We start from the raw sequence: 23,797 nt of genomic DNA, 5'->3' as shown, positions 1-23,797 counted from the left end.
CCAGTCGTTCTCGGCTCAACCCCCACGCAGTGGGGAGGACTCTCCCCCGCCGGTGATCGCCCACCCGCCCTCGGCTCAACCCCCACGCAGTGGGGAGGACCGTCCACGGCGCAACCCCCCAATCTGTCGGGTGGCTCAACCCCCACGCAGTGGGGAGGACCCAGGGACGCCGCCGTGTGCCGCAGCTCGTACGGCTCAACCCCCACGCAGTGGGGAGGACTCGTCCCATCCCACTCCGCCGGATTCCAGATCGGCTCAACCCCCACGCAGTGGGGAGGACGGATGATGTGCGGCATCTGCATGCGGTGATGCGGCTCAACCCCCACGCAGTGGGGAGGACTCGAGGACCGGGTAGGTGATCCAGTCCCACATGGCTCAACCCCCACGCAGTGGGGAGGACTCGTATAGTTCGTGAACAGGGTCAGTCACTCAGGCTCAACCCCCACGCAGTGGGGAGGACCCTCGGCGCACCTCGCTCGCAATCGCGGACCTGGCTCAACCCCCACGCAGTGGGGAGGACCCAGATCCAGGAGTGGACGGAGCAGCGGTTGGCGCTCAACCCCCACGCAGTGGGGAGGACCTGTAGAGTCCAGCACTCGCGTGAGCTGAGAAGGCTCAACCCCCACGCAGTGGGGAGGACTCAATCGGCTGCGTGCGCGGCGGGATCGCAAAGGCTCAACCCCCACGCAGTGGGGAGGACTCAGCCCAGGGTGAGGGGCAGGACGCCCCCTAGGCTCAACCCCCACGCAGTGGGGAGGACAGGCCCTCCACCACCGCGGTGACAGTGCCATCGGCTCAACCCCCACGCAGTGGGGAGGACTTGCCTGCCTGTTCCTCCCCCTCACCCATAGCGGCTCAACCCCCACGCAGTGGGGAGGACCACTCACCGTCCTGCGGGGTGAGGCCCAGCTCGGCTCAACCCCCACGCAGTGGGGAGGACAGGCTGTGACCTGTGGAACCAACCGAGGTTCAGCGAATGCTTACAGTTATTCGCTGCTACCCAGGTTCTGGCGGACCCGCTCGCGGAACATCCTACCGCGGGCCGTATTGTCCGGAACTGACACCACGGAGACCCCGTCGAACTCTATGACCTGTCGACCGTCCGCCCGGATCCCCTGGGCCTCCGACTGCATCAGCCCATGTTCCTGCCACACTGCAGTGTACTGGGGGACTTCGGTCCGCAACTGTTCCAGGAGGCCTTCACGGACCCTCTGGTTGACAATGCCGGCGGATACTCCGGGTGCCACTTCCATGAGAAATCGGGATGCCGTGCGTCGAGCGAGATCGGTCCGGTCCACTGTCACCACGAGCAGCCCACTCATGCTGATTCCCCGTCCCACCATGTCTGGGTGTCCACCAGTGATACGGCTTCTCCCCTCACATTCAGGATCCTGGTCACATCGTTGATAGCACGATTGAACAACTTGTTCTCCCACACCCATGTCCGGATGCGGGCGCGCAGTTCCGATGCATCCGTGAGACCTTCTGCTGCAGCTTGGAACGCGACCGGGGCTACCTCGGACTTGTACAGGTCAGCCAGATCGAAGATGAATGCCCGGGCATTACCCTCGTGCACGATTCCGAGGCCAGCGGACAGGCCCAGCGCTCCGGTCACGACTTCGCAGACGCCGTAGATCATGTGGTTCACGTAGTCGAGGTTCCGGTTGACAAGGTCGGGTTCCTCTCCAGGGCCACGACGTTTCCAGTGCAAACCGAACTGTTCTGAGAGCTCCCGGTATCGTGCCTTCACCCGGACGCCCTCGGCCTGCATCATCGCCTGCAAGGTGTCGCCAGGAACGCCACCGGGGAATCGCTGAGAGTACATCTCCCGCGCTGCGGCCAGACGCAGTTCAGGATCAGACACCACGCGGGCTTGGGCCCGTACCGCCGAGGATCCACGGGTGAAGGATGGTGGCGTGGACGAATGGAAGACACCGAGTCCACCGCCTCGTACCCACAGCAGGGTTACACAGTTCTCCGCCAGGAGGTCCATTCCAGGATGGGTCACCGATGTCCCCGGTCCCAGCATCACCGCCCCCAGCGTCCCGGATGGGACGATGAGGGTGTCGTGGTCCCGGACCAGGGTCAACTGATCCTCATGGCGTCCCAGCACTGTGTACTCGGCGTAGATCCATGCGGTGCGGGCCTCCAGCCGTACCAGTCGGTGCCGGGATTCAGGCATGGTCTACTCTCCGCAGGTCGCCAGGCAGGGTGTACAGGAAGTTGCCCTCCGTGATGATGCGTCCGGAACGTACGGGCAGTGAACCGGTATCGCCGCCGCGCAGCAGAGATGCGACATCATCCACTCGCATCGGCACAGTCGGCAGGGTGAAGGACCGCCGGTGGCGGTCTCCTGTGACACCGAGTCCGCGTTCGGAGACCTGTGGTCCGGACAAGGCACCGATCATCGCCCAGACCGCAACACCGACACGCGACGACTGCTGACCTGCGGTCGGTTCCACATCCAGACGGCCGGTCCTCTTTGGCCCGTCGAAGGGGTCACTGCTCCACCCCGCCGACGGATCATCGAGCGCACGGATGTCGCATACCTGCGCGCTTTCTGTGGATACGGAGTTCTCCCCGAACATTGTCCCGTTGCTGTGGAATAGAGCGGACGGGATCACCGGGAGCGCAACTTTCGACGCCAGCCCCATCTTCAGGTGCGGACTGAACACGGCCGGTGCCAGGATGTTCGCCAGCGCAGACCGGTGCTCCCGGGTGGCTGCCTCTGCCACCGCCTCCGGGCCGACAGGTTCTCTGGAGTCCTCCCATTTCATCTTGTGGTGCTGTGTGGCGATCCTTCGACCGTCAACGGTCAGCATCTCGTCCACGGCGTCCGCCCACAGTGTCTCGGTGCGCTTCAGGACACCCTGGTCCGCACGGGTGGTCACCACGGGTGTGCTGCCCTTCCAGACCAGTGCCGTCTCCGGATCCTGCAGGCTGAGGACCCGGGCCACCCCGAGCGCGGCGAGAATGCTCAGGAAGGTCGCCGAGGACAGTCCCGGCAGCGGGTAGTCCACGCCGACCACCGGGGTCTGCGGTGTCCCGAGTTCAGTGATGTCTCGGGTCTGGACACGCGCCATCGCTTCCTGCACATGGGCGGGTAGGGGACTGAGTTGCTGCGCAGGTGCCACTGAAGCGACGATATCGGCACTGCGCAGCACCCCCTCCAGGTACGCCAGACCCCACGGTCCGTAAATGTGCTCCAGTTCCCGGCGCATCCAACCCAGGGCGGTGGTTCTGGCCTCGCCGAACCACGGGCCTCGCCCTCGGCCATGGTGGGAGACCACTAGCCACCGAGTGAGCAGCGAGGCGTCCCGGTCCATCGCGTTCAGCGACGCGATCTCATGGCGCCAGCGCGCCGGAATACCTGGAATCCGGACAGGAGTGCCGTGCGGCTTGGCGATCGGCGGTTCACCCGGGACAGCGTTGAAATGGAGTTGGTAGAGCGGGGCAGCTTTGCCGACATCGTGGAGCAGCCCGGCGTCCCGCAGTTCCTCGGTGAGGGTGAGGCCTACGGCAGCGGCCGAGTTCGCGGCAGTATCACCCACCTGGCGCAGGTGGTCGGCCAGCGTCACCGTACCGGTGACGCCACCGCTACGTGGGACGAAGACGGCCGGGACGCCGGACACGAACTGAATATCGATGTCCGAGGAATCCGGGAACTCCTCCAGGGATTTCAGGGCGTCAACGAGGATTCTTTTGGCGGTCCTGGCCCGTTTACGTGTGGATACCGTGACATCGAGGAACCCGTCGGCATCCAGCGGGTAGAGCGCATCCATGATGCCCGTGGCAGCACCGTCAGGTACCCCAGCCCCGGCCAGGGACGCTTCGGTGACCGGGGCCCACCGGCCCATCGACAGGGCGGAACGGAGACTGACGTCCCGGACCCCCGGTCCCTTTGCCTTCGCGACCTCGGCGTGGTCTTCCCGGTCGTGGAGTTTTCCCTTCCCGTATGTGGTGACGACACCGTGCTCACTGTCGTAGCCACCGTCAGCGGCGTCGATGACCAGTGTGCAACCGGGGGCGATCTGCTGGAACGAGGTCACGCGTTGCCATTCACCATGACTGAAGACCACGGCGTTCCGGAGGACCTTTTGGTAACGGCGCTGGTTCCGCTGCGCCGGTGTCTCGTCAGGGGCCTCGGCGGAGCCGTCGGTGCGGTCAGTGTAACCCGTCACCAGGACCAGGTCCCGTGCCATGACCAGGGGGATCTGCACGGTCTCCCTTGACAGGGGCATGTGCCCCAGCATCACGGTGGCGAAGTCGTCCGGTGCGACGGCAGTGGGCCGGCCACGCCAGGCCACGGTCACCGGGTCGAGAACGTCCAGGGCAGGGTCGATACCTTCGCGCCAGGTGTCGGCGTTCAGCACCGGTGCAGCGGTCTCCAGATAGGCGGAACCGATCTCGGTGGTCACTGTCGCCGGGGTCGCCGAGCGGGGCCAGAACACGGACTCGTCGGCATCCTGGTCCGTCTGTTCCCGGACAGTCGCCACCATGGCCTCTACAAGGGCGGCATGCCTGTCGGGGGAGACCGACAGCTTCTTGGTGTAGACCGTGGCACCTTCCTGCGCAGAAGCGTACGCGGACACTAGGCCGGCGCCCACGGCGTCCATCGGGGCCTCACCGTAGATCTTGCGGGATCCGTCGGAACCGTACTCCGTGCCGGAAGCGGTGGTCTTCGACGGGACAATCACCACCGCTAGTGCGTTTTCCCGTGAGGATCCGTCCCGGTTGAGGCGTCCCAGCCGTTGGGTCAGCATCGGCCACGGGGCCAACTCGCTGACCAGTAGATCGCAGGTGAAGTCCACACCGGCCTCCACCACTTGGGTGGACACGGTGATGCGGTTGCTCTCCCCCAGATCCTTCGCCGTGGGAGCGTCATCGGCACGGAATCGACCGGTGACCAGCTTGACCGTGAAGCTCTCTCTCACCATGGACTTCGCCAGACGGGCATGGACCTTCTCCGCCTGGGCGACGGTGTTGGCGATGACCAGTACCCGGGAGCGGCGGCGGTGGTTCTCCGGGACGACGGCATGTGTTTCCACGGCATCGACCAGTGCGTCCACGATCTCCTTGTCACTGCTGACGGAGTGTTCCTCGGTACCGGAGACGACCTCCAGAGGGCGGTACACTCCGGACCAGCGCTTCATCGCCTCCGTTGTCTCGGCGGACGGCTCAAAGGAGATCATGCCGTCATCGACGGTGAGGTCAGGTGGGATGGTTGCACCGAGCACGCTGATCTGCGGTGCGGGGACTCCCGGGACCCGGAACTTCCGCTGGACACGCATGGCAGTGGTGATGGTGTGGACCTGGGCGGCACTCAGATGTGGCTCATCGAGCAGGACAACCGCATCCATCATCGCCATCCCTGCTTCGGTGGCGCGGGGTGCTCGGCCTTTGCCCGGTGCCCGTCCGGCGATGCGCAGGGTGTACTGACTAACGGTGGTGGAGACGATCTGGACTCCGTCAGGAGTCAACGCTTCGAGCTGACGCAGGGAGCCGTGGAAGGCTGCGGCGGACGGACCGGTGCCGGTGGCCGATAAAGCCTGCAGGGCGGTACGTACGGGGTACAGCACGCTACCCGGGGCAGCTTCGTTAACAGCGTCCACCAGGACACTGATGTGGTCGCCGGACCCCTCCACGATGATGCGGCGTTCCACGACCATGAAGATGCGCAGGCCCAGGGTGCGTTCGATGCCACGGTGGACCTGGTCAGCGAGGGCCCAGAGGACGGCGTCGACCGTGGAGGTCTTACCGAGACCGGTGGGGACGGACACCCGGCCAGGAACGCGTCCGTGCGCTGCAAGGTGGTCGGCCAGGGCGACCTGCCAGGCATAGGGGTGGTAACCGTGGACCGCAGTGTAGAACGCGTCGAACGTCGGGAAACCGTCGGTGGGATTGCTGCCGACGGCGAACAGGGGAATGGTCATAGGGAGGCTCTCAGGGTGGGGGTGCCGGTGGTGAAGTCGGCGCGGACGAGGATGCCGCCGGTGGTGTCGCCGATACGCAGGGGACCTTTCAGCGGAACCTGGCTGGAGACGGTGACGTCCCACAACCTTCCGCCCACCGAGGGGCGGTGGACGCGGGTGGCCTGGTCAGAGGCGGGGACAGCGGTGACAGTGAGCAGTTCAGCATCTATACCGGTCTGTTCCTCGATGTCTGCGGCGAAGACTGCCGCTGCATACGCGGCGGGGCCGAAACCGGAGGCGGGTACCACGGTGCTCCAGCTGACGGCCTCGGACAGGTAGTGTCTGGCCAGGACGGGAACGTCCGGATCCCATTCGAAGTCGTAGGCCTCGGAGCGTAGTGCCGTATCCAGCGCCTCCATCCTTTCCGGCAGGGTATCCGCATCACCGGTGACGGCGACATGGGCCACCCGAGACCTGGTGCTGTCTGAGCCTCCGGGGGCGAACATCGCGCAGGCCCCGGTCGGGATGATGTCCAGGAGGTGCCCGGCCTTCAGACCGGTGAGCGGATCCTCCAGGTGTGCCACCGCGATACTGGTGTCTGCGGGGGCGACACCGCCGACAACCGGGCGGTAGTAGATCTGTGGTGTGAGGTAAGCGGGGTGCGGGTACACGGTACCTTCCAGTTCGCCGGCGTGCCGGACGTCAAGGGCGGACAGCAGGCCCGGCGTCCACCCGGATAACACTGAACGTGGGCGGGCGGAAGGCGCCCATACGGTCCGTCCTGTCTCACCGACGAGGGAGGCGGCGAAGCCGTGCAACAGGTGGGGTTCTTCGCCACCGACGGTGTCGGTGACGTCGGTGACGGTGAGGCTGGCCTGGTCGGTACTGCGACCCAAGTAGGTCACCCGGGCGGCGATCTCATCCAACGCGGAGGACAACGCGTCGGCTTCCATCACAGTGTGCTCGTCGGTGACGCGGATGAGGTAGTCCACACCGTCGGTGACCACGACATGGTCACCAAACGGGGTAGCCTCACCACCGGTGCCGGCCGGCATCTGGGATACCTCGGACAGCCGGGCTCCGAGCAGACGTCTCTGCAGGACCTGGTCCACCCTGCCGGTTGTTGGAACAGCCACGTCTGCGCGGTTGATGTAGTGGGGGATACGGGGTCCGGGTTTCAGGCCGTCAGCTGCGATGATCACCGGGGCAGCGGCGGACTCCAGCGTGCGTAGGGCGGCGTCCTGGGTCGGGGTGCGGGAGTCTCCGGCACCGGCGACCAGGGCGGAGAACACGCGCGCCGGGGACGGAGGCCACTCAGGTGCCCCGGACGGGGCGTGCCCGGAGAACGTGGCGGTACCGAGGAATTCGACGTGGATCCGTAGGATACAGGGGGTCACAGTCCTAGGCCTCCCCGGCTTCGGCCTTCTTGACCAGCTGCTCCAGGTAGGACGCGGCGACGGCGTTCAGCATGGTCGGGCCCATGTCCACGGCGATACGGTCGGTGGCGGAACCGAAGGCGTCGACGGAACGGGCGGCATCGAGAGCCTCCTTGACGACCGGGATCATCTCTGCGGAAGTGGCGGGCAGGTCTATCACCTCGGATGCGCCGCCGCGGTTCAGGGAATGCCAAACCGTGGAGCGGTCGATCAGGTCGCAGCCGGACCGGTAGAAGCCGTTCTCGAGGATCAGGATGTGTGCGAGCAGGCCCAGGGCGGTTAGCGCGACGGTGGCGGCATCCGCCTGCTCGTCAGTCAGATCGGTCGAGCCACGGAGGACTCGCCGCAGTTGCGCGGTGGCGACGGCGGCGTCGCCGATGATGGTGTCGCAGACGATTTGATTGGTGGCTCCGGAGGTCGGCACGGCGCCAAGCCCCCAGTTCGACGGGCGGAGTTTTTCGGAGATTGTCTTGCCGTCGAGGTAGCGGACATCACCTGTGTCCCTGACCTCCAGGCGCGACGAAATGTCGAAGGGGGTGGCCTTGGTGGAACCACCGAGCAGACGGCGCGCACCGTACCCGGTGACGGTGGAGGTGAAGTTGCGGGCGAGACGGTGGCGGATCGGGAGAGTGGATGCCCAGTAACCGAACAGGATGCTGTTCGGGGAGAAGAAGAGCAGTCCACGCAGGTTACGGGGGCCGGCAGCGGCAAGCTTGTTATAGACTTCGCCGCCGTCATGCCAGATGACGTTGCCGTCGGCGTCCGTGGCGGATCGGATCACACCGTCAACGTGCCGGTGGGACAGGGTCCAGGAGGACATGGTCGGGACGATGGCCTCGATTTCGTCGGTGACGATCCTGGTGGCGGCCTCCAGCGTCTGGACTGGGGTGGCGGTCTTCTTGCCTATGACGGAGGTGTAGTTCTTCTTGACCGCGTCGTCGATGGTCTCCTTGGCCGGGGTATTGAAGGTGATGCCGGGTAGGTCGAGAACATCGGCGAGATCCCACAGGCTGTTCTCGCCACGGGTGGACTGTGCGAAGACGGTGTCGACCGGTGCAGAGGTACCGGTGATCGGTGCATTGGTCGCGGGGTCGCGGAGTACGGTGGCGAGACCGGTCGCCGGATCGACGATGCGCTGGGGAATGTTGTCGGTGATGGCAGGACCTCCCTTGAAGGAACCGTCCTTGGCTGCGGCGAACGTCGCCGGGGAAACCGGGGAGCCTTCACCGGTGGTGGGGATGAGGTCCGAGGTTCCGGACAGGGAGGTTGCAGTGAGGGCGAGTCGGCTCAGGGAGTCGAAGGTCAGAGCGGTCATGGTGTTGTCTCCTGGTGTGAGTGGGTTACTTGCCGGGGGTGAGGATGATGTGGCCGAGGCCGAAGTTCCGGCCGCGTCCGATACCGCCGTCGGCGATGACGGCGGCGAGCTGGGCACCGAGTGCGGTACCGGTGATACGAGCGACGGGGATGCTCTCGCGTCTGTTTCGGTTGTTTCCGTCTAGCTGGAGGTTCGCGACTTTCCTGACCTGGATATCGGTTCCGGTCACTCCCTTGCGGCCGAGAAGTTCGGCGGCCCAGGTGTCCAGGCGCTCGTCAGGGACCGGCATGAGTTTGCCGACCGGGCGCACGCCGTTGGGGCGGGTGACGTAGCCGTCGACATCGCTGGGAGGTGCCGGGCGGTACTGACAGGCCACGTCAACGGTGAACCGGACACTGTAGGTGGGGACGGTGAGTGGTTCGGCGGACTCGACCGTGCCGAACTGCCAGGGTGCGGCGAGACTGAGCCCGTCCCGGGTGTAGATGTCGAGCAGGTTGCCGTCGCGGACGAAGGTGAGTGCGGCATCGGCGCGGGGAGCGTCCGGGTTGAGGCGGACATGTGCCAGCGAGCGCATGAGCGCTTTGTGCGTCAGCCGAGGTGAGGCGGCGGCACCTTCCGGGGTGAGCCGGAGGTGGTGGTGGATGGTCATTGTGGGCCCTTTGGGTAAGTGGTTTTGCGAACGAAGTTCACTTTACTCTTACTTGTAGATCATATCAAGCATATAGTAGATTATACATTTTTTTAGTACATGTATACGGCGCCACCAGCGCATATATGTTCCTAATATGTGCTCACGATCATGTCGAATCTCTATTTTTTGAGCGCCGCGGTGGCGACTGAAGGCTGCGGGGTCTCTCCTTGGCCTCCCGCCGCTTGAGCAGCACAAAGGATTCTAGAAAGGACGCAGGACCGTAGACGTCTGATGCCGAACAAGGTGTTCGACACTGTCGAGTGCATGGCACCGTCAACATCGTTGACTGCACCTCAGTCCGATCTCCATTTCCGGTCTCGTCATATGCGAGGCGGTTCCGCGGAGATCTCTTGGCGGAGACCTATCATGGGCGCCCAAACATCGCTGACCGGCTAGTATGCTCGGTGACGAGCTGACCCCACAGTAGACAGCGAGAAGACCGTGGACGACAACACGCACAAGAAGTCTGGTTGCCTCCTCGTCCTGGGAAGACCATCGCGATTCTCGACGCCTTCACCCTGACCGATCCGACGCTCACTCTGGCCGATCTGAGGGGCCGGACCGGCCTGCCGGCGTCCACGGCGCAACGCCTCGTCGCGTGTCGCTCCTTCAGAGCTGCGGGGAAGGTCGGGGTGTGTGCTGTGACCCGCCCGACACCCTCCTCGAGAAGCTCGGCGCGCGGGGAAACGACTCCGCCGAAGATTCTTGTCGAGCTGCTGTGTGATCGTGCCCTACGGTCATGGTTGCTAACCCGCCCAATCACATCAGGTCGCTGGATCCGTCATTCACCTCATTGGGGCAATAGGCGGCCTCGGAGGCGACAACGAGTTCTGCGGCATCGTCAGCGAGTGACTGCGGCATGGAGACTGATGATCCTTCAGTGGTCGGAATGTCGAGGCCCTTCCACTTTGCGATCTGCTGAGCAGTGGTTATGATTGCCAACTTCCCTGTCTCACTGGTTCCAAATGTCGGGATCATGCAGACGGCGGCTGCGGCAATGAAGAGGTCATCGTCACTGGCGTACAGACGGAGTACCGGATTCACGGTCCCGAGGAACATCGCATCCGTCTCTGCGGTGTAGTCGGAGTCCACCTGGGACGGGGCTATGGTTGTGGTGACCGCTGGTGCCGTCGTCGGCGTGGCTGTCTCAGTTGACCCGTCATTCATAGTCACGACCAGCGCAATCACTAGGCCGACGATGACGACCACCGCCACCGTCGCACTTCCGATAAGTGTCCCAGGACGCCGGAACCACGGGACGGTCCGGGCACCCTCCGTGAACGGATTCCCCGGGGCAGTTGTGCCCCATCCCTCATTCACCAGCTGGTTCTGCGGGCCCTGTCGGTTGTCCGGATCCGGCTGCTCCGGCGTCCGGTCAGGCGTGGTCATGGTGGGAGTTCTCCTCGTGTCAGTGCTCGTGTGGAGCAGTCAGTGTCAGTCCACGTGAGGGAGTGGCAGAAGAGGAGACTACGGACGGTTCGGACAGTGGACGTCGGCGTTCGAACGCCTCGTTCGAGGTCCATCGGTTCCCTGACCAGCTTCCCTGCCAGCCCGGTGCCGGCCCACACCGCGTCCCCTGGAGGGTAACCTCCGGTTACCGTCCCGTGGTCACCAGGCAACGCTGCGGCAACCCGGAGCGGGGTTCCATCGCCGTCCCAGAACCGGTTCGTAGATTGATCGTCATCGGGCACAGCAGTGGTGCCCGATGAGTTCGACTCAGATCCCCTACCGCTTGACGGTCGCAGGACAGCGACCACCACCGAAAGGACATCACCATGGACATCAACAACTTCCTCGAGCCGTTCCACCAGTTCGGTCAGCACGCCCAGGAGCTCCCGGAGCAGGCCCGCCAGTTCGTCGAGCAGCACGCACCCTCCGCCCCGGCCCCGAAGGCCCCGGTCAGCGGCAGCAGCATCCTCGGCTCCTAGGCAGAGAGCCAGGCACGGGTCCCGGGACAGGCGCCCCCGGGAACACCAGCAGAACGCACAACGACCCCCGCACCAGGCATGGTGCGGGGGTCGCTTGCGTGCGGGAGGCGCTTGGAACGGACTCAGGCCTCCGTCGAGGTCACGGCATCCGGGTTGTTCTCCTTGTACTCGGCGTCCCCCGCGCTGATCAGGACGCCGCCCAGCACGGTGATGATCGCCACCGCAGTACCGACCTTCTTCCAGTTCCGGGGCATCGGTTCAGGCCGGGGTCGGGGAGCCAGCGCCTGCGCGATCGCGGCGTCCTCGCTGGTGAGCAGGGCGGACAGCTCCCTGGTCTCCGACCGGTCCTTCTCCCACGCCGCGAGGGCTTTCCTGTCCCGGCTGCGGCAGTACAGCGGCCAGCCGAACCCGAGGGTGATGGCCAGACCGAGCAGCACCCCGCCCAGAGCGTAGACCACCGAATAGCGGGCATCGAAGGCACTGAAGACCGTCATGTACGCGCCGAAGGCGGCACAGAGCCACAGCACGACCGTGCCTCCCTTCCCCTGCTTCTTCACTTGGGCAGGTGCCGTCGGCATCGCGGGGGACGCCGCTCTCGGCGCCGTGTTCGGCGCCATGTTCGGCATCGACGCCGGAGCTGCGGCCGGTGGTGTCGGCTGCGTCACCCGGAACGGGTTCTCGGGTCGTTGCTGGTCGTCCATGGTCTCTCCGTCTCTCCGGGACACCTGCTACGCGCGGTGTCGCGCCGGTCCTCATGTCCGTCGCTGACACTATCGCTGCGACGGACGCGGACGTCTCGAACGGGGGTGGTGGGGGTCCGATTCCTTCCTGAGGGGCGGGTCGATAAGCATGTTCGGGCTGACGACTGTCAGAGGGGGTGCCTGGCGTTCACTCCGGTGGAGGAGAATCAGAGGACCGGCGTTCCTCCCCGGAGCGCCACGGGTCCGACGAGAGGCGTCCCGATGTCCGAGAGATCTGCGTCCCGCTTCCCCCGGTGGCCGCTCATCGCGGGTGCTGCCGTGGTCACTGCTCTTGTCGCTGCAGTGGCCTTCGTCGGCTGGCAGTTGTGGGACGCGCAGCGCACCGAGGAGCGCCATCAGCGCGGGGAGAACAGGTACCGGCTCAGTGAACAGGAGGTGCTGACCGCCTGCGGGGACGCCGTCCGGGACCTCCTCGACACTCCCGATTCGGCCATGCTGACCGTCGGAGAGACCAGGGAGAGCACGGACTCCCGTGCCTGGGACATCACCGGACAGGTCACGGCGTCCGGCCATTTCGCTGAGGACGCCGTCCATTCCGGCATCGTCGACCCGACGACGACCGAGGTCGCGCACCGGTACCGCTGCCATGTGACCTCCGAGGGCGTGATGGTGGGCTTCGGTGGGGACGCGGCGCGATGGGCCGAGGACGCCTTCGGCACCTTCGCCCCGGTGGAGTTCACCGGTACGGGGCCGCAGTTCACCGACCTTCCTGAGGAGATTCAGGACGCCCCCGCCGGGATCATCAGCATCGACTACCGCGGCAGTGAGCGGGTTCTGGACGGTGAGCATGTGACGCTGACGGCGGTGCGGGGAGGCTCTTCCTGCAGGCCGGATGCGGTGCTGCTGGACGGCAGGGCGGAGGCGCACACCCGGAGCAGTCACGATAAGGCTTCACCTGACACCTCACGTGACCTGTCCTGGAGTGCCTCCGACGGTCCACTGGCCGGCCTGGAGATCACCGGTGCGGGGGAGTGGACGATCCGCGTCCTTCCGGTGCACGACCTGCCGGAACTGCCCGACAGTGGCACCGGGACCAGGCATTTCCTCTATGGGGACGCGGCGGGTGGCTGTCCGGGACGATCGGTCACACCCGTGGTGTCGGCGGTGGGCCGGGTGCTGAAGGGCCCCCGGGGCGACACTGCAGATCCTCGAGTACCCGGCGGGGGACGGATCTGCGGGCTCTGTCGACCACCGTGAGCTCGGTGACGCGGCACCGTACTCCCTGCGTGGGGACGGTGATGACGGTGTCGTGCTGTCGGAAGGGCCGTCGTGGATCTTCGCCGAAGGCTGCGACGCGTTCTGGCGGCTGATGCTGCCGTAGGGGTGAGGGCTCCGGACCGGGTGCGTTAACTCAGCTGGGTTGCGGTGAATTCAGCCTGAAACAAAGAGAGATCCAACATTTAACAGTCATTCGGGATGCGGGGAAATAATCCAGAAACGAACTGGGCTTAATCTTTCCCTGCATGGCGGTCCTGACTACCGCCTCGATAGAGCAGAGGAGGACACGATAATGGTGAGTGCCGTTATCTCGTCACTACTGGGGTTCACCCTGTTGGTGGCTGGAGTAAGCAAATTCCGTGACCTTGAGGCGCATGCCAGGGTCGTTGTCGGATACAAGGTCATGCCGGATACGGCGGCCAGGTTCGTCGGCACGTTGCTTCCCTTCGTTGAGGCGGCACTAGGGGCCGTCCTGCTTCTGCGCATCGGCCTCCCCTGGGTGGGATACGCCGCCGCCGTGCTTTTCCTCGGCTATGCGGCCGGACTGGTTGTGAATCTGGCGCGGGGGCGGACAGAACTCGCATGCGGTTGCTTCGCATTCGGCGAGGAAGATGCCCCGCACATTAGCTCGTTCCACCCGTTCAGGGCAGGGTTCTTCGCAGTCCTCAGCATCGCCTCAGCTGTGCTGTCGGCACCTGAATCGACCGGTGATGTTGTCGCCGGCACGGTAGTCAGTGCCCTTGTCGTCGGGCTTGCTTTTGCTGTCACAGCGTTTCTTGCAATTCGTCGTCCTGGACGGATCGGTGTGGACACTTATCTCACCCCCGCTCGCGATGAGTTAGTTCGTCGACGTGCTGTCCTGGGCTAACTTCGCCACTTTCCTACTTCACTTTTCAGATGCCACGGTGCCCGGTAAAAGCCGGGAACAAGTGGTGACTTCGCTAACCCCGAAAGCTACCCAACTAGAGGAAACTCATGACCACAATTCTTGCAGTTATTGTCGCAGTGCTCGTCATCGTCGACATCGCTCTCATTCTTCTGGTCCTCGGCCTGGCACGTGAAATTGGCCGTATCCAGGTTCGTCTCGGACCCCTCGGAGCCCGCGTGATGGACTCAGGACCGGAGATCGGGGAGAAGGCTCCTGCCTTTGACGGGCTCATCGACCAGTACGACCGCGGGGTCACCGTCGCTGGCATCCGTCCGCGTCCTCAGCTGCTCATGTTCACCGGTCCGAAGTGCTCCACCTGTAAGGCACTCCTGCCGGGGATCAAGGCACTCGCTAAGTCCGAGAAGAACCTCGATGTCGTCCTCGTCTCGGACGGGACTCCGGAGGAGCACGCGGAGTTCCTCGCTTCCGCAGGTGTCGGTGCGGAGATCAGCTACCTCGACGCCCGTGAGGTCGGCATCGCCTACCAGGTAGGTACCACCCCCTACGGCGTGCTGGTGGATGACGACGGAACCCTCGCGGCGAAAGGACTGTGCAACAACATGTCTCACGTCGAAAGCCTGCTCAACGCACTCGAAACATCCACCCCGACGGTCCAACACCTCTACTCCGACCTGGCCTCGGCCCGTTCCGCGGATCGGGCAGCCGGATAACAGGAACCACACATAAGAAAGGCTTCGACCATGTCTGAAATGCAATACTCCGACCAAGACCGTCTCAACGACCATGCCGCATGGCTGGCAGGGGAGGGTGGTGGCAAGATGAGCCGTTTCACCCGTCGACTCTCAGAGCGTACGTCTCGACGTTCAGCAATCTCGCGTTTTGCTCGATGGACGATGGGTATCACCGGTGTGGCCATGGTGGCATCGCTTCCAGTGACCCGGGATCCAAAAGCCAACGCGCAGTCTTCAACTTCCCCATCCCCCACTGCACCTTCCGGGGGCGCCGAAACTTTTGGCGAGGGAGACTATCTTCTTCCGACCTACGACGGCAAGGATCCCACAAAGTGTGACTACTGGCGTTGGTGCAACATGGACGGCACGCCGTGTACCTCCTGTGCGGGCGGCGGCATCGCCACTTGCGCGCCCGGCTCTAAGCCAGGCGCAGAGTACTGGGTTGGTTGCTGTACGAACCCTGCCGACGGCAAGACCTACCTCATCGCCTACTACGACTGCTGCGGCGCTCCTGGCTGTTCCACCACATACTGCGGGGAACCTGATGCTCAGGCAGTCATGTACAACCCTGTCTCCGGTTCCTTCGACCAGGAGATCATCTGGTGCATCTCCGATGAATCCCAGTCCTACACATGCACCCTTTCGCCGATCGTCGGCGAGGACTGCCAGACCCAGAAGGCGACCCGGCCTCGCGTCGGCGCTGGGTCCCGTTAGCCGGAATCATCCGGTACTCCACCGGCAACTGACGCGAAAGAGAAATGCAGCATGAAATCCCTGACACAGCGACGGTCGCTTGCCATCGCAGCGACATCCCTGACCGCGGTGACGGTCCTCGCCCTGGCTGGCTGCTCGTCATCTTCCGATGACGACGCTGAAGAATTTGATGTCGCAAACGGCATTGATACCACGTATGAATTTCCCAATGTCCCCACGGTGAAGGATGTACCCGAGGGAGGCGGCCTCGGCACCGAGGAACAGGAGATCGGAGAGGTCGGCGACGAACTCAACACTCCCTCGGTCGGAAAGGTCACTCCGATCAACCCGGACTGGATGATCACCGTGGAAAGCAAGGACAACGAGGCCATTTACAGTGCCATCGATCCGGAGACCGGAAAGATCATGACCCGGATCACCACCGGTCACGCCATCTGGGATGACGTCGTCCACGTCTTCACCACGGACAACGCCGACGATCCCCAGGCCACCGCCTTCGAGGTCTGGGCACCTCGCGGATCACGCGGCCAGTCCGACTACACCGTCTCCACCTATTCCGGAAACCTCCTCGACCCGCAGGAGATCAACCTCCCCAAGCACGTCCGTTTCCACTCCCGTGAGGGCTCGCACACCATCGCTGGCAGCGGAAAATACCTTGTCTCCTGGGACGACCAGCTCGTCGGCGTCCGCGTCGTCGACCTGGAATCCGGGGAACTCACCGGCGAGCTCCAGAGCGTCGGCTGCGGTCCCTACACCTGGCCGGTCGGCAACAAGATCTACTCCGTCTGCGAGAACACGAAGGAACTCCTCGAGCTCACCATCGACGACGACGGAAAGATCGAGGAGACCGGCCGCGAGAAGGTCCTCCCGGAGGATTTCACCGCAGCCCGCACCGCGAAGTTCACCACCGATGCCAAGCAGGGATTCCTCGTCAACGAGGCGGGTGATGTCTATTCCTTCGATTTCTCCGACGGGCTTCCCAATTCTGAGGTGAAGCCGATCGGAAACGTTGGTAAGGACGGTGGGCGCTTCGCCACCGAGAGCGCGCAGGTAACCCCGGATGGCAAGCGATTCCTTGTCGCATACACCGATTCAGATATTCACCCCCATTCCGTCAACGGTGGCGATGTGACTAGTTTCCGTACTTTCGATGCCGCTACCGGTAAGGAGACCAAGCTGGTCACGAAGGAGGACCTGGAACTCGAGTCACTTGATTCTGTCGCCTATAACAACGATGCCTCCCTGATATACGTTCTCGGCGAAGCCAAGCCTGCCGGGAATGATGCTGAAGAAGATGCCGAACCGGTCACGACCCTTGTCAGTGTTGATTCGGTCACCGGTGAGGTCAAGGATTCTGTCGAGGTGACAGGTAACGGGCGTGACGATGTTTCCGGCCTCATGGCACCCGAAGTTCGGGAGGACAACTGATGCGTACCGCTGTGGATCTCTCGCGGGTGGCTTCCGGGCCACTCAACCGGTCGCTGAGCCGGCGGGGTTTCCTCGGCGCGCTCGGCCTCGCCGGCGCGGGAGTCGCTATTGTCGCCTGCAGCGACGGAGACAGCGGGTCGGGAAGTTCGGGTTCAGGTTCCACGGACACCTCCAACCGGATCCTTTTCGGTGACGATGAGATCACCGCGACCGAGAATGCGCGCTACCACTCGGGAAAGACTGTCGAGGCGACCATCGCCGCAGTGATGGCGAACTTCACTGTCGACGGGAAAACGGTGATGGCCACCGGTTACACCGACGGCACCAATCCGGCGGCCCTTCCCACTGGCCCGCAAGTGCGGGCATCCTACGGCGACGAAGTGAAGGTCCGGCACGTCAACACCCTCGACTCGGAGACGGTGATCCACTGGCACGGAATCCATATCCGTAATGACATGGACGGGGCTCCGCCGTTGACCGGTGAGGCGGCAGCGGCAGGCGCGACCTTGGACTACAACTTCATCGTCGATCACCCGGGAACGTACTGGTACCACTCTCACTCCGGGCTCCAGGCCGATGAGGCGATGCTGGGCGCTCTGATTGTCGAGGATCCGGACGACCCGTACGCGGCAGATGCCGACCACGTCATTATTCTCGATGACTGGGTCTGCGGCCGTGACAAGATGCCGTCCGATATTCTCGGCGCGCTGAATCCGGCCCTGGCCGGACATGCCGCGTCCGGGTCCGCGCATGCCCACCATTCCGGTGGCGCCACCGCGTCCGGTGCAGCATCGTCGTCTGCCGCGGCAGTTCCGCAGGTTCCCGAAGCTGCGAAAAAGCTCGTCGCCGGTCCGTTCGCCGAGTCCACGGAACTCGGCGGGATGGTCCAGCACATCGCCTACCCCACCCATCTCATCAACGGGCGTTCCACTGCTGACGCGGAGGCACTGTCCGGAAAGTCCGGGAAAGTAAGGTTGCGGATCATCAACGCAGCCGGGGAAACGCCCTACCGGTTCGCCGTGGTGGGCAAGACAATGACCGTCATCGAGACCGACGGCTATGCCGCGTCCCAGGTCGAGGCATCCTCGATCATTATCGGCATGGCGCAGCGGATCGATGTCCTCATCGACCTGGACGATGAGGCCGTTCCTTTCGTCGCTGTCCCTGAAGGAACCGGTCGCCCTTCGCAGGCCGGTACCTTCGTCGCCGCCACTGTGAAATCGGACGGTGCCGCCGATCTTCCGGCCTCAGCATTGGCCGGTGCGGCTGACGCCCCAGAACTGAAGAAAACTCCGCTGCAGGACAAGGATTTCTCCGCCGCAGACTCCGCGAAGCTCGAGAAGAAGAGCCCTGACCGGTCCTACAAGCTCGAACTCATCCAGTCCGACGACGCCTACGTGTGGGGCATCGCCGGTGAGGACGTCGGGAAGATCACGATGAAGACCGGCGAACGGATCAGCATCGAGATGACCAACTCCACCGACATGTGGCATCCCATGCACCTGCACGGGCACACGTTCTCGGTCCCCGATTTCGGGGGACTGCGACGGGACACCCTCATCATTCACCCGAAGGAGACACTCACCTTCGAGTTCGACGCCGACAATCCGGGTGGCTGGATGTTCCACTGCCACAACGCTTATCACCTGGACGCCGGAATGACCACCAACTTCTACTACGAAAGGTAGGACCATCATGTCCTCTCTGCTTTCCCACCGATTCCGTACCGCCCGAGTCGTCACGTTCAGTGTCCTCGCGGCGTCCTCCCTGGTGGTCACCTCCGCGTGTTCCTCCGACAGTGAAGGAGGGTCCGGCGAGACCGTCACCGTCACCGTCAAGGACATGGAGTTCGATCCGGCGTCGGTGACCATCAAGCCGGGAGACACCGTGAAGTGGGTGTGGGACGCGTCCCTTCCGCACGACGTGGTCTCCGACGACGGGGCACCGGTGGCATACAACTCCGAGCTCATGACCGAGGGCGAGTACACGTTCACCTACGACGACGCCGGCACCTACGGCTACCACTGCACCCCGCACCCGACCATGACCGGGGAGGTGATTGTCGAAGAGTGACCCGCAGCATGACCGGAGGGGTACACCGCGCCCTCACACTGGTCGGAACAGTGACACTGACACTTGCCGGAACCACCCTCGCCGGGTGCTCCTCCGATCAGGACCCGATTCCGATCACCGTCCAGAACGTCGCCTTCTCGCCGAAGGAGATCACCGTCAGCGCAGGTACCGAAGTCGGTTGGTACTACGAGGACGGCGGCACCTTCCACGACATCCTCATCGAGGAACTCAACGTCGATGCCGGCTTCCGGCAGGAGGGCGAATGGGAATACACCTTCGAGACACCCGGCACATACCGGGTGACCTGTTCCATCCATCCGTCGATGATCGGCACGATCGTCGTCACCTGATATCAGGAGAAGACCATGTCCATCACCACACCGTCATCCACGTCGATGACTGAAGCCCCGCACCTACGGTTGGCAGATGCCGCCACTGAAGCCGAACTGCGCTCCCGCTCCGTACCGGATATCCCGGACCAGCAGCTCGGCGACCACCCGGAGATCCGTCCCCGGATGGGCGCCCGGGTCGGCGTCCTTACCCGGGTCGGCACCACCGTTGCCGCGCTGGCGGCGGGCGCCGGCGCCGCCGCCCTGGCCGGTTCGACTGCCGGTATCTCCGCCCACGGCGCGCTGACCGCCGGCGTGGTCGCCACTGGACTCCTCACCGCCGTCGCCGCGAACTGGTCGACCTGCGGCATGTCCGTCGCCGGCGTCGTCGCCGCGCCGAAGCAGGAGGGACGGCCCGGTGCGTCCACCCCGGTCGGACGCCTGTTCGCACACCTCGGCGGTTCACTGCTCACCTCCATCCCCACCGGTCTCGTCCTCGGCGGTATTGGCTGGCTCATCCAGTCCGCCGTCGGTGCCGGTTCGATGCCCTGGGCTGCACTGCTGGGCGTGTGGGCCGTGATCGCCCTGGCCTACGGCCTGCACGAGTCTGACCTGGTCCGTATGCCGACCCCGATGCGTCGGGTCCAGCTTCCCCGCCACCTCCGTCGTGCCGGTCGACCGGCACGGGTGTCCTTCTACTTCGGGATGCTCATCGGTCCGGGCTTCATGATCTTCATCCGTTCCGCGGCCTACTACCTGCTGTTCCTCGGCGTGATGGCGCTCGGCAGCCCGCTGCTCGGTGCCGCGCTGTTTGCTCTGGTCTCCGTGGGCAGGTGCGGCCCTGCAGCGATGGCGATCAACATGCAGCATCGCGGCCAGACCATGGCTGACTTCCTCATGAAGTCGATGACCATGGACCGGATGGTCCAGCTCTCTGCGGGCATCGGTCTCACAGCGCTCGCCGGATTTGCCGGCGTGGCCCTGATGCTCTGACCAGTTTTCCCCGGGGGTGTCCCCTGCCTGTGCGCGTCACGCACCCTGAGGTTGGTCCGGATAGAGTCCGGACAACCTCAGGGTGCGTGTTGCTGACATGACAGGTGAAGAAGAGTGCCCGTAGCCACTAGAACGGCAGCAGCACCATCAGCCACGCCGCCAGCGGGCCGACCGCGACAACCACACCGGAGTAGACCAGCATCTGCCTGAAGAAGGTGTCGCGGTGCTCGGCGTCCACGTTGGCCAGCACCATCGCACCGTTCGTGGAGAACGGCGAGACGTCCACCACTGTCGCTGCGACGGCGATCGCCGCGGCGGCACCGGCGACCGGGAGGTCTCCGTTGACCAGGAACGGGGCGGCCATGGTGATCGCGATACCGATCGTGGCGATGGAGGATGCCAGCGCCGAGACCACACCGGACAGGTAGCAGAGCAGCAGCAGACCGATCATCGGCGCGCCCATCGAGGACATCTTGTCCGAGATCCAGTCCACCGTCCCGGCCGCCTGCAGTACCTCGATGTAGGTCACCATGCCGCCGACCAGCACAATCGTCGCCCAGGACACATTGTCCAGCGCCTTGCGTGACTCGACCGGCTTCATGATCGCCAGCACACCGCCGATCGTCAGCGACACCACGCCGATGTCGAGCGCGAAGATCCCGGCCCCGATGACGAGGGCGGCCAGCCCGACGATCGTCGCCCACTGGTACGGCGTCACCGCGCGGGTCGTGGCGGTGGCGACGGTGGTGGATCCCGATCCCGTCTCGGTCGTTTCGGCGTCCGCTGCGTCCTCCATCTCAGCCCGGATCTCGGCCATCTCGGCGCGGGCCTGCGCGCCGATGAGGCGGCGTCCTCCCAGGAAGACGAAGACGATGGCACCCATGAGGACGTTGAACACCAGGGCCATGAGGAACAGTGTCCATGTGTGGCTGCCGAGGTCGTTGTTCTTGAGGAAGTCGTTGACGTAGATGCCGTAGACACTCAGCGGGCTGAGCAGGCCGGCCATACCGCCGTGGACGACCATCATGCCCATCATCAGCTGGTTGATGCGGTAGCGGCGGGCGAACGGGACAGCCAGCGGGGAGATGACGCCGATCGCGAAGATCGCGCCGATGGACATGAAGAAGCCGGTCAGCGCGAAGAAGATCCACGGCATCACCGCCCGGTTGCCGCGCACCGCGCGCATCGCCCAGCGCAGGATGATGTCGATGGTGCCGTTCTGTTGGGCGAAGCCGAAGAGGTAGGTCAGACCCATCAGCGCGATCATGAGGTCGACGGGGAAACCGCCGAAGACCTGGTCGAAGACATCGCCGGAGTCTTCGGCGGCGTCGGTGAATTCGGGGACGGCCAGGGCGACGAGGAAGGCGCCGATGAGGCCGAGGATGCCGAGGTTGATGTTGCGCAGGGTTCCGAGCAGGAAGATCAGGACGAGGACGCTGATCGTCAGGGCATGCATGGTGCAGTTACTCCCGGGTGAGCGTGGGGGAGGCCGAGCTGCGGGATTGCCGCGTTGAAGAGCCGGGTGCCGCCGGCGGCGCCGGGTCCTGGTGGGGACCGGAGTCTTCAGGGCGGGGTGGTGCGCTTCATGAGGACGCCGTCGGGGGACTGCCCGAAATCGTAGTGCTGGCCTGCAGGACGCCCGGACGCGGGGTCTGTACCGGTTAAGAAACCATGGTCGGGCGATGGTGGTCGTGGGACCTGGCGGCTGTGTCGACCGTGCTGTGGGCTCAGCCCGCCGAGACAAGCAGTGTGGTGCCTGTGGCGTGGGAGCACTGCTCCGGGAAACCGTCGATGTCGGTCACGGAAACTTCGGCGGCGTCCACGGTGATGTCGGTGCCGATGTAGGTGGTGTCCTGACCAGGCAGGGTCACTGACGGTCGACCATCACCTGTCACGGCCTCGCTGCCGGCGGGGAGGATGAGCGGTCGGGGAGCGTCCTGGCCGTCGTGGCCGATCTCCTTGAGTGCGAAGCAGGAACCGGGGCCTACGATGAGCTTTCCACTGACCGTGGTGGTGTCTGCCCCACTGTCGGCGTCGGCGGTGACGGCGACCGGGCCGTGTCCGGCCGCAGTGACGGTGAGCCGGTCACCGGGGGCATCAGTGGACGCGCTTTCGGGGCCGTCGTCCGGCGCCGCATCGGAGGGGGCGTCGGTGGACGACGGGGTTTCTCCGGCACCGGCACCGTCGCTGTCGTCACCGCCGCCCCCGCCGCTGCACGCGGTGAGTACCAGGGCCGCGGTCGTCAACAGTGTCAGCGCCGTCCCCACCGACTGTTTCCGCAGCGTGTGTCGTGCCATGTGTCTCTGCCCGTTCCCTCTCCGTCGGTCGTCTCCGCCGACCGTCGTGGTCCGGTCCATCTGTACCAGAGCCACAGCGACGCCGGGCCACCCGGGGAGGACGCCGCAGCCGGGCGCATCACCGGTGATTAGAGGTTCGCGATGGCGTAGTCCGCTTCTTCCTGGGTGAACTGCCCACCGTATTCACTGGTCAGCTGATCGCGGATGCCTTCCGGGGACATGTCCATCGTGTCCTGGTAGCTTCGTGCGCTTTCCAGTGCATTGTTGTTCCAGTCGGCGTCCATGTTGTCCACCGCGTACTGGGCCTCCTCGGGCAGGAACTGCCCACCGTATTCACTGGTCAGCTGGTCGTAGATGCCGGCCTTGGACATGTGCATCGTCTCCGAGTAGCTTTCCGCACTCTTCAGCGCGTTCTCGTTCCAGTCCGCATCGACGTTGTCCACGGCGTACTGGGCGGCCTCGGGGGAGAATTCGTCGGCGTACTCGCTGGTCAACTGGTCGAACAGGCCCGCCTTCGACATGTGCATCATGTCGGAGTAGCGCTGGGCGCTGCGCAGGGCCGACTGGAAGTCGGCAGGGACAGAGTCGTCCGAACCGGCTGAATCGTCGGAGCTGGCGTCCTCGTTGTCCGCGACCGGGGCGTCGACCTGCTCCCCGGCGTCCGGAGCGGAGATGGTGTTGTCGTTGGAGGACGCCGCGTCCGAGCTGTCCTTGTCATCATCACTGCCACCGGCGGCAGAGGCGATGATGCCGATGACCACCAGGACAGCCAGGATGATGAACCAGGCGCGCTTGTAGAAGGGCTTCTTCTTCGGCTCCTGCGGGGCCGGTGCGCCGTACGGCGCCGGCTGGCCGGGCATTCCCGGCTGAGCGAACTGCGCGGTCGGCTGCATCGGCTGCATCGGCTGCCCCGGGGCACCGTACGGCGCGCCGTAGGGGTTCGACTGGTCCTGAGGTCCGGTGGGAGGTGTCGTGGTCATGGTGTTCTCTCTCGTGTGCGCGACGGCGTGCCGCGGTCAGGTGACCCGGCCCGCCGACGATGTGGGCGTCGGTGGGCCGGGGTGCACGGTCGATCGCCGGGC

At 64.7% G+C, this 23,797-nt stretch carries 22 protein-coding genes, 1 pseudogene and 1 CRISPR repeat array; of the genes and pseudogenes, 12 read left to right on the top strand and 11 right to left on the bottom strand.

The window, feature by feature from the left end; translation table 11 throughout:
• Positions 1-12: 12 nt before the first annotated feature.
• Positions 13-940: a CRISPR direct-repeat array (repeat unit 28 nt; unit sequence GGCTCAACCCCCACGCAGTGGGGAGGAC).
• A gap of 46 nt (positions 941-986) precedes the next feature.
• The 6 genes from Q0A27_RS05080 to Q0A27_RS05055 are packed head-to-tail and all read right to left on the bottom strand — an operon-like array spanning position 987 to position 9,312.
• Complete coding sequence (locus Q0A27_RS05080) at positions 987-1,322, bottom strand: type I-E CRISPR-associated endoribonuclease Cas2 (protein WP_291473974.1); 336 nt, start codon at positions 1,320-1,322, stop codon at positions 987-989.
• Complete coding sequence (locus tag Q0A27_RS05075; RefSeq protein WP_291473973.1) at positions 1,319-2,182, bottom strand: CRISPR-associated endonuclease Cas1; 864 nt, start codon at positions 2,180-2,182, stop codon at positions 1,319-1,321. Before Q0A27_RS05075 ends, Q0A27_RS05080 begins: the two co-directional genes overlap by 4 nt.
• Positions 2,175-5,933 (bottom strand): hypothetical protein, encoded by a 3,759-nt coding sequence (locus tag Q0A27_RS05070; protein WP_291473972.1) that lies wholly within the window; start codon positions 5,931-5,933, stop codon positions 2,175-2,177. Before Q0A27_RS05070 ends, Q0A27_RS05075 begins: the two co-directional genes overlap by 8 nt.
• Entirely contained in the window at positions 5,930-7,309 is a 1,380-nt protein-coding gene (gene csb2 / locus Q0A27_RS05065) for a type I-U CRISPR-associated protein Csb2 (RefSeq protein ID WP_291473971.1), read from the bottom strand. Before csb2 ends, Q0A27_RS05070 begins: the two co-directional genes overlap by 4 nt.
• A gap of 4 nt (positions 7,310-7,313) precedes the next feature.
• Positions 7,314-8,663, bottom strand: coding sequence for a type I-U CRISPR-associated protein Cas7 (locus Q0A27_RS05060; RefSeq protein WP_291473970.1), 1,350 nt, complete (start codon positions 8,661-8,663; stop codon positions 7,314-7,316).
• Between the two features lie 25 nt (positions 8,664-8,688).
• Positions 8,689-9,312 (bottom strand): hypothetical protein, encoded by a 624-nt coding sequence (locus tag Q0A27_RS05055; protein WP_291473969.1) that lies wholly within the window; start codon positions 9,310-9,312, stop codon positions 8,689-8,691.
• A 512-nt stretch (positions 9,313-9,824) separates the two neighbouring features.
• Here Q0A27_RS05055 and Q0A27_RS05050 point away from each other — a divergent pair.
• A pseudogene (locus Q0A27_RS05050) lies at positions 9,825-9,941 on the top strand (helix-turn-helix domain-containing protein); the annotation flags it as partial.
• Between the two features lie 172 nt (positions 9,942-10,113).
• Here Q0A27_RS05050 and Q0A27_RS05045 read toward each other — a convergent pair.
• Entirely contained in the window at positions 10,114-10,743 is a 630-nt protein-coding gene (locus Q0A27_RS05045) for a hypothetical protein (RefSeq protein ID WP_291473982.1), read from the bottom strand.
• Positions 10,744-11,129: 386 nt separating this feature from the next.
• Here Q0A27_RS05045 and Q0A27_RS05040 point away from each other — a divergent pair, with 386 nt between their 5' ends.
• On the top strand, positions 11,130-11,282 hold the full coding sequence (locus tag Q0A27_RS05040; protein ID WP_291473968.1) for a hypothetical protein: 153 nt from the start codon (positions 11,130-11,132) through the stop codon (positions 11,280-11,282).
• Positions 11,283-11,404: 122 nt separating this feature from the next.
• On the opposite strand, the gene Q0A27_RS05035 is transcribed toward Q0A27_RS05040, so the two are convergent.
• Positions 11,405-11,983 carry a hypothetical protein gene (locus Q0A27_RS05035; protein ID WP_291473967.1) on the bottom strand — a complete coding sequence of 193 codons (579 nt, stop codon included), beginning with the start codon at positions 11,981-11,983 and terminating at the stop codon, positions 11,405-11,407.
• Between the two features lie 261 nt (positions 11,984-12,244).
• Here Q0A27_RS05035 and Q0A27_RS05030 point away from each other — a divergent pair, with 261 nt between their 5' ends.
• From Q0A27_RS05030 to Q0A27_RS04990, 9 genes are all read left to right on the top strand, one after another.
• Complete coding sequence (locus tag Q0A27_RS05030) at positions 12,245-13,240, top strand: hypothetical protein (RefSeq protein ID WP_291473966.1); 996 nt, start codon at positions 12,245-12,247, stop codon at positions 13,238-13,240.
• Positions 13,241-13,556: 316 nt separating this feature from the next.
• Entirely contained in the window at positions 13,557-14,129 is a 573-nt protein-coding gene (locus tag Q0A27_RS05025) for a MauE/DoxX family redox-associated membrane protein (RefSeq protein WP_291473965.1), read from the top strand.
• 107 nt (positions 14,130-14,236) lie between these two features.
• Positions 14,237-14,860 carry a redoxin domain-containing protein gene (locus Q0A27_RS05020; protein ID WP_291473964.1) on the top strand — a complete coding sequence of 208 codons (624 nt, stop codon included), beginning with the start codon at positions 14,237-14,239 and terminating at the stop codon, positions 14,858-14,860.
• A 30-nt stretch (positions 14,861-14,890) separates the two neighbouring features.
• Positions 14,891-15,595 carry a methylamine dehydrogenase light chain gene (locus Q0A27_RS05015; protein ID WP_291473963.1) on the top strand — a complete coding sequence of 235 codons (705 nt, stop codon included), beginning with the start codon at positions 14,891-14,893 and terminating at the stop codon, positions 15,593-15,595.
• Between the two features lie 51 nt (positions 15,596-15,646).
• Positions 15,647-17,023, top strand: a complete 1,377-nt coding sequence (locus tag Q0A27_RS05010; protein WP_291473962.1) for a hypothetical protein — start codon at positions 15,647-15,649, stop codon at positions 17,021-17,023.
• A complete protein-coding gene (locus Q0A27_RS05005; RefSeq protein ID WP_291473961.1) occupies positions 17,023-18,711 on the top strand; it encodes a multicopper oxidase family protein in 1,689 nt (562 codons plus the stop codon). Before Q0A27_RS05010 ends, Q0A27_RS05005 begins: the two co-directional genes overlap by 1 nt.
• A 7-nt stretch (positions 18,712-18,718) precedes the next feature.
• Complete coding sequence (locus Q0A27_RS05000; RefSeq protein ID WP_291473960.1) at positions 18,719-19,096, top strand: plastocyanin/azurin family copper-binding protein; 378 nt, start codon at positions 18,719-18,721, stop codon at positions 19,094-19,096.
• Positions 19,097-19,146: 50 nt separating this feature from the next.
• A complete protein-coding gene (locus Q0A27_RS04995) occupies positions 19,147-19,446 on the top strand; it encodes a cupredoxin domain-containing protein (RefSeq protein ID WP_291473959.1) in 300 nt (99 codons plus the stop codon).
• A 165-nt stretch (positions 19,447-19,611) separates the two neighbouring features.
• The gene (locus Q0A27_RS04990) at positions 19,612-20,418 is read left to right on the top strand and encodes a methylamine utilization protein (RefSeq protein ID WP_291473980.1); all 807 of its coding nucleotides are present in this window, start codon (positions 19,612-19,614) and stop codon (positions 20,416-20,418) included.
• A gap of 127 nt (positions 20,419-20,545) precedes the next feature.
• Here the strand turns inward: Q0A27_RS04990 and Q0A27_RS04985 are convergent, their stop codons facing one another.
• Together Q0A27_RS04985 and Q0A27_RS04980 are read right to left on the bottom strand one after the other, a co-directional pair.
• A complete protein-coding gene (locus tag Q0A27_RS04985; protein ID WP_291473958.1) occupies positions 20,546-21,874 on the bottom strand; it encodes an SLC13 family permease in 1,329 nt (442 codons plus the stop codon).
• A 271-nt stretch (positions 21,875-22,145) separates the two neighbouring features.
• Positions 22,146-22,715: a hypothetical protein gene (locus Q0A27_RS04980; RefSeq protein WP_291473957.1), complete on the bottom strand. Its 570-nt coding sequence runs from the start codon at positions 22,713-22,715 to the stop codon at positions 22,146-22,148.
• Between Q0A27_RS04980 and Q0A27_RS04975 the strand changes: the two genes are divergently transcribed.
• Entirely contained in the window at positions 22,716-22,847 is a 132-nt protein-coding gene (locus Q0A27_RS04975; protein ID WP_291473956.1) for a hypothetical protein, read from the top strand.
• Here the strand turns inward: Q0A27_RS04975 and Q0A27_RS04970 are convergent.
• Positions 22,844-23,695 (bottom strand): Ltp family lipoprotein, encoded by an 852-nt coding sequence (locus Q0A27_RS04970; protein ID WP_291473955.1) that lies wholly within the window; start codon positions 23,693-23,695, stop codon positions 22,844-22,846. The genes Q0A27_RS04975 and Q0A27_RS04970 overlap by 4 nt on opposite strands.
• Between the last annotated feature and the right edge of the window lie 102 nt (positions 23,696-23,797).

Source organism: Corynebacterium sp., assembly GCF_022712275.1.
Classification (GTDB): Bacteria; Actinomycetota; Actinomycetes; order Mycobacteriales; family Mycobacteriaceae; genus Corynebacterium.
Note: the sequence above shows the minus strand (reverse complement) of the source record. Positions and strands in the feature narration are given on the sequence as shown.

What these genes read in the sequence shown, in the direction of transcription:
- Q0A27_RS05080 (WP_291473974.1), bottom strand. Translation starts at nt 1,322, where the DNA reads ATGAGTGGGCTGCTCGTGGTGACAGTGGACCGGACCGATCTCGCTCGA.
- Q0A27_RS05075 (WP_291473973.1), bottom strand. Translation starts at nt 2,182, where the DNA reads ATGCCTGAATCCCGGCACCGACTGGTACGGCTGGAGGCCCGCACCGCA.
- Q0A27_RS05070 (WP_291473972.1), bottom strand. Translation starts at nt 5,933, where the DNA reads ATGACCATTCCCCTGTTCGCCGTCGGCAGCAATCCCACCGACGGTTTC.
- Q0A27_RS05060 (WP_291473970.1), bottom strand. Translation starts at nt 8,663, where the DNA reads ATGACCGCTCTGACCTTCGACTCCCTGAGCCGACTCGCCCTCACTGCA.
- Q0A27_RS05055 (WP_291473969.1), bottom strand. Translation starts at nt 9,312, where the DNA reads ATGACCATCCACCACCACCTCCGGCTCACCCCGGAAGGTGCCGCCGCC.
- Q0A27_RS05045 (WP_291473982.1), bottom strand. Translation starts at nt 10,743, where the DNA reads ATGACCACGCCTGACCGGACGCCGGAGCAGCCGGATCCGGACAACCGA.
- Q0A27_RS05040 (WP_291473968.1), top strand. Translation starts at nt 11,130, where the DNA reads ATGGACATCAACAACTTCCTCGAGCCGTTCCACCAGTTCGGTCAGCAC.
- Q0A27_RS05035 (WP_291473967.1), bottom strand. Translation starts at nt 11,983, where the DNA reads ATGGACGACCAGCAACGACCCGAGAACCCGTTCCGGGTGACGCAGCCG.
- Q0A27_RS05030 (WP_291473966.1), top strand. Translation starts at nt 12,245, where the DNA reads ATGTCCGAGAGATCTGCGTCCCGCTTCCCCCGGTGGCCGCTCATCGCG.
- Q0A27_RS05020 (WP_291473964.1), top strand. Translation starts at nt 14,237, where the DNA reads ATGACCACAATTCTTGCAGTTATTGTCGCAGTGCTCGTCATCGTCGAC.
- Q0A27_RS05015 (WP_291473963.1), top strand. Translation starts at nt 14,891, where the DNA reads ATGTCTGAAATGCAATACTCCGACCAAGACCGTCTCAACGACCATGCC.
- Q0A27_RS05010 (WP_291473962.1), top strand. Translation starts at nt 15,647, where the DNA reads ATGAAATCCCTGACACAGCGACGGTCGCTTGCCATCGCAGCGACATCC.
- Q0A27_RS05005 (WP_291473961.1), top strand. Translation starts at nt 17,023, where the DNA reads ATGCGTACCGCTGTGGATCTCTCGCGGGTGGCTTCCGGGCCACTCAAC.
- Q0A27_RS05000 (WP_291473960.1), top strand. Translation starts at nt 18,719, where the DNA reads ATGTCCTCTCTGCTTTCCCACCGATTCCGTACCGCCCGAGTCGTCACG.
- Q0A27_RS04990 (WP_291473980.1), top strand. Translation starts at nt 19,612, where the DNA reads ATGGGCGCCCGGGTCGGCGTCCTTACCCGGGTCGGCACCACCGTTGCC.
- Q0A27_RS04985 (WP_291473958.1), bottom strand. Translation starts at nt 21,874, where the DNA reads ATGCATGCCCTGACGATCAGCGTCCTCGTCCTGATCTTCCTGCTCGGA.
- Q0A27_RS04980 (WP_291473957.1), bottom strand. Translation starts at nt 22,715, where the DNA reads ATGGCACGACACACGCTGCGGAAACAGTCGGTGGGGACGGCGCTGACA.
- Q0A27_RS04970 (WP_291473955.1), bottom strand. Translation starts at nt 23,695, where the DNA reads ATGACCACGACACCTCCCACCGGACCTCAGGACCAGTCGAACCCCTAC.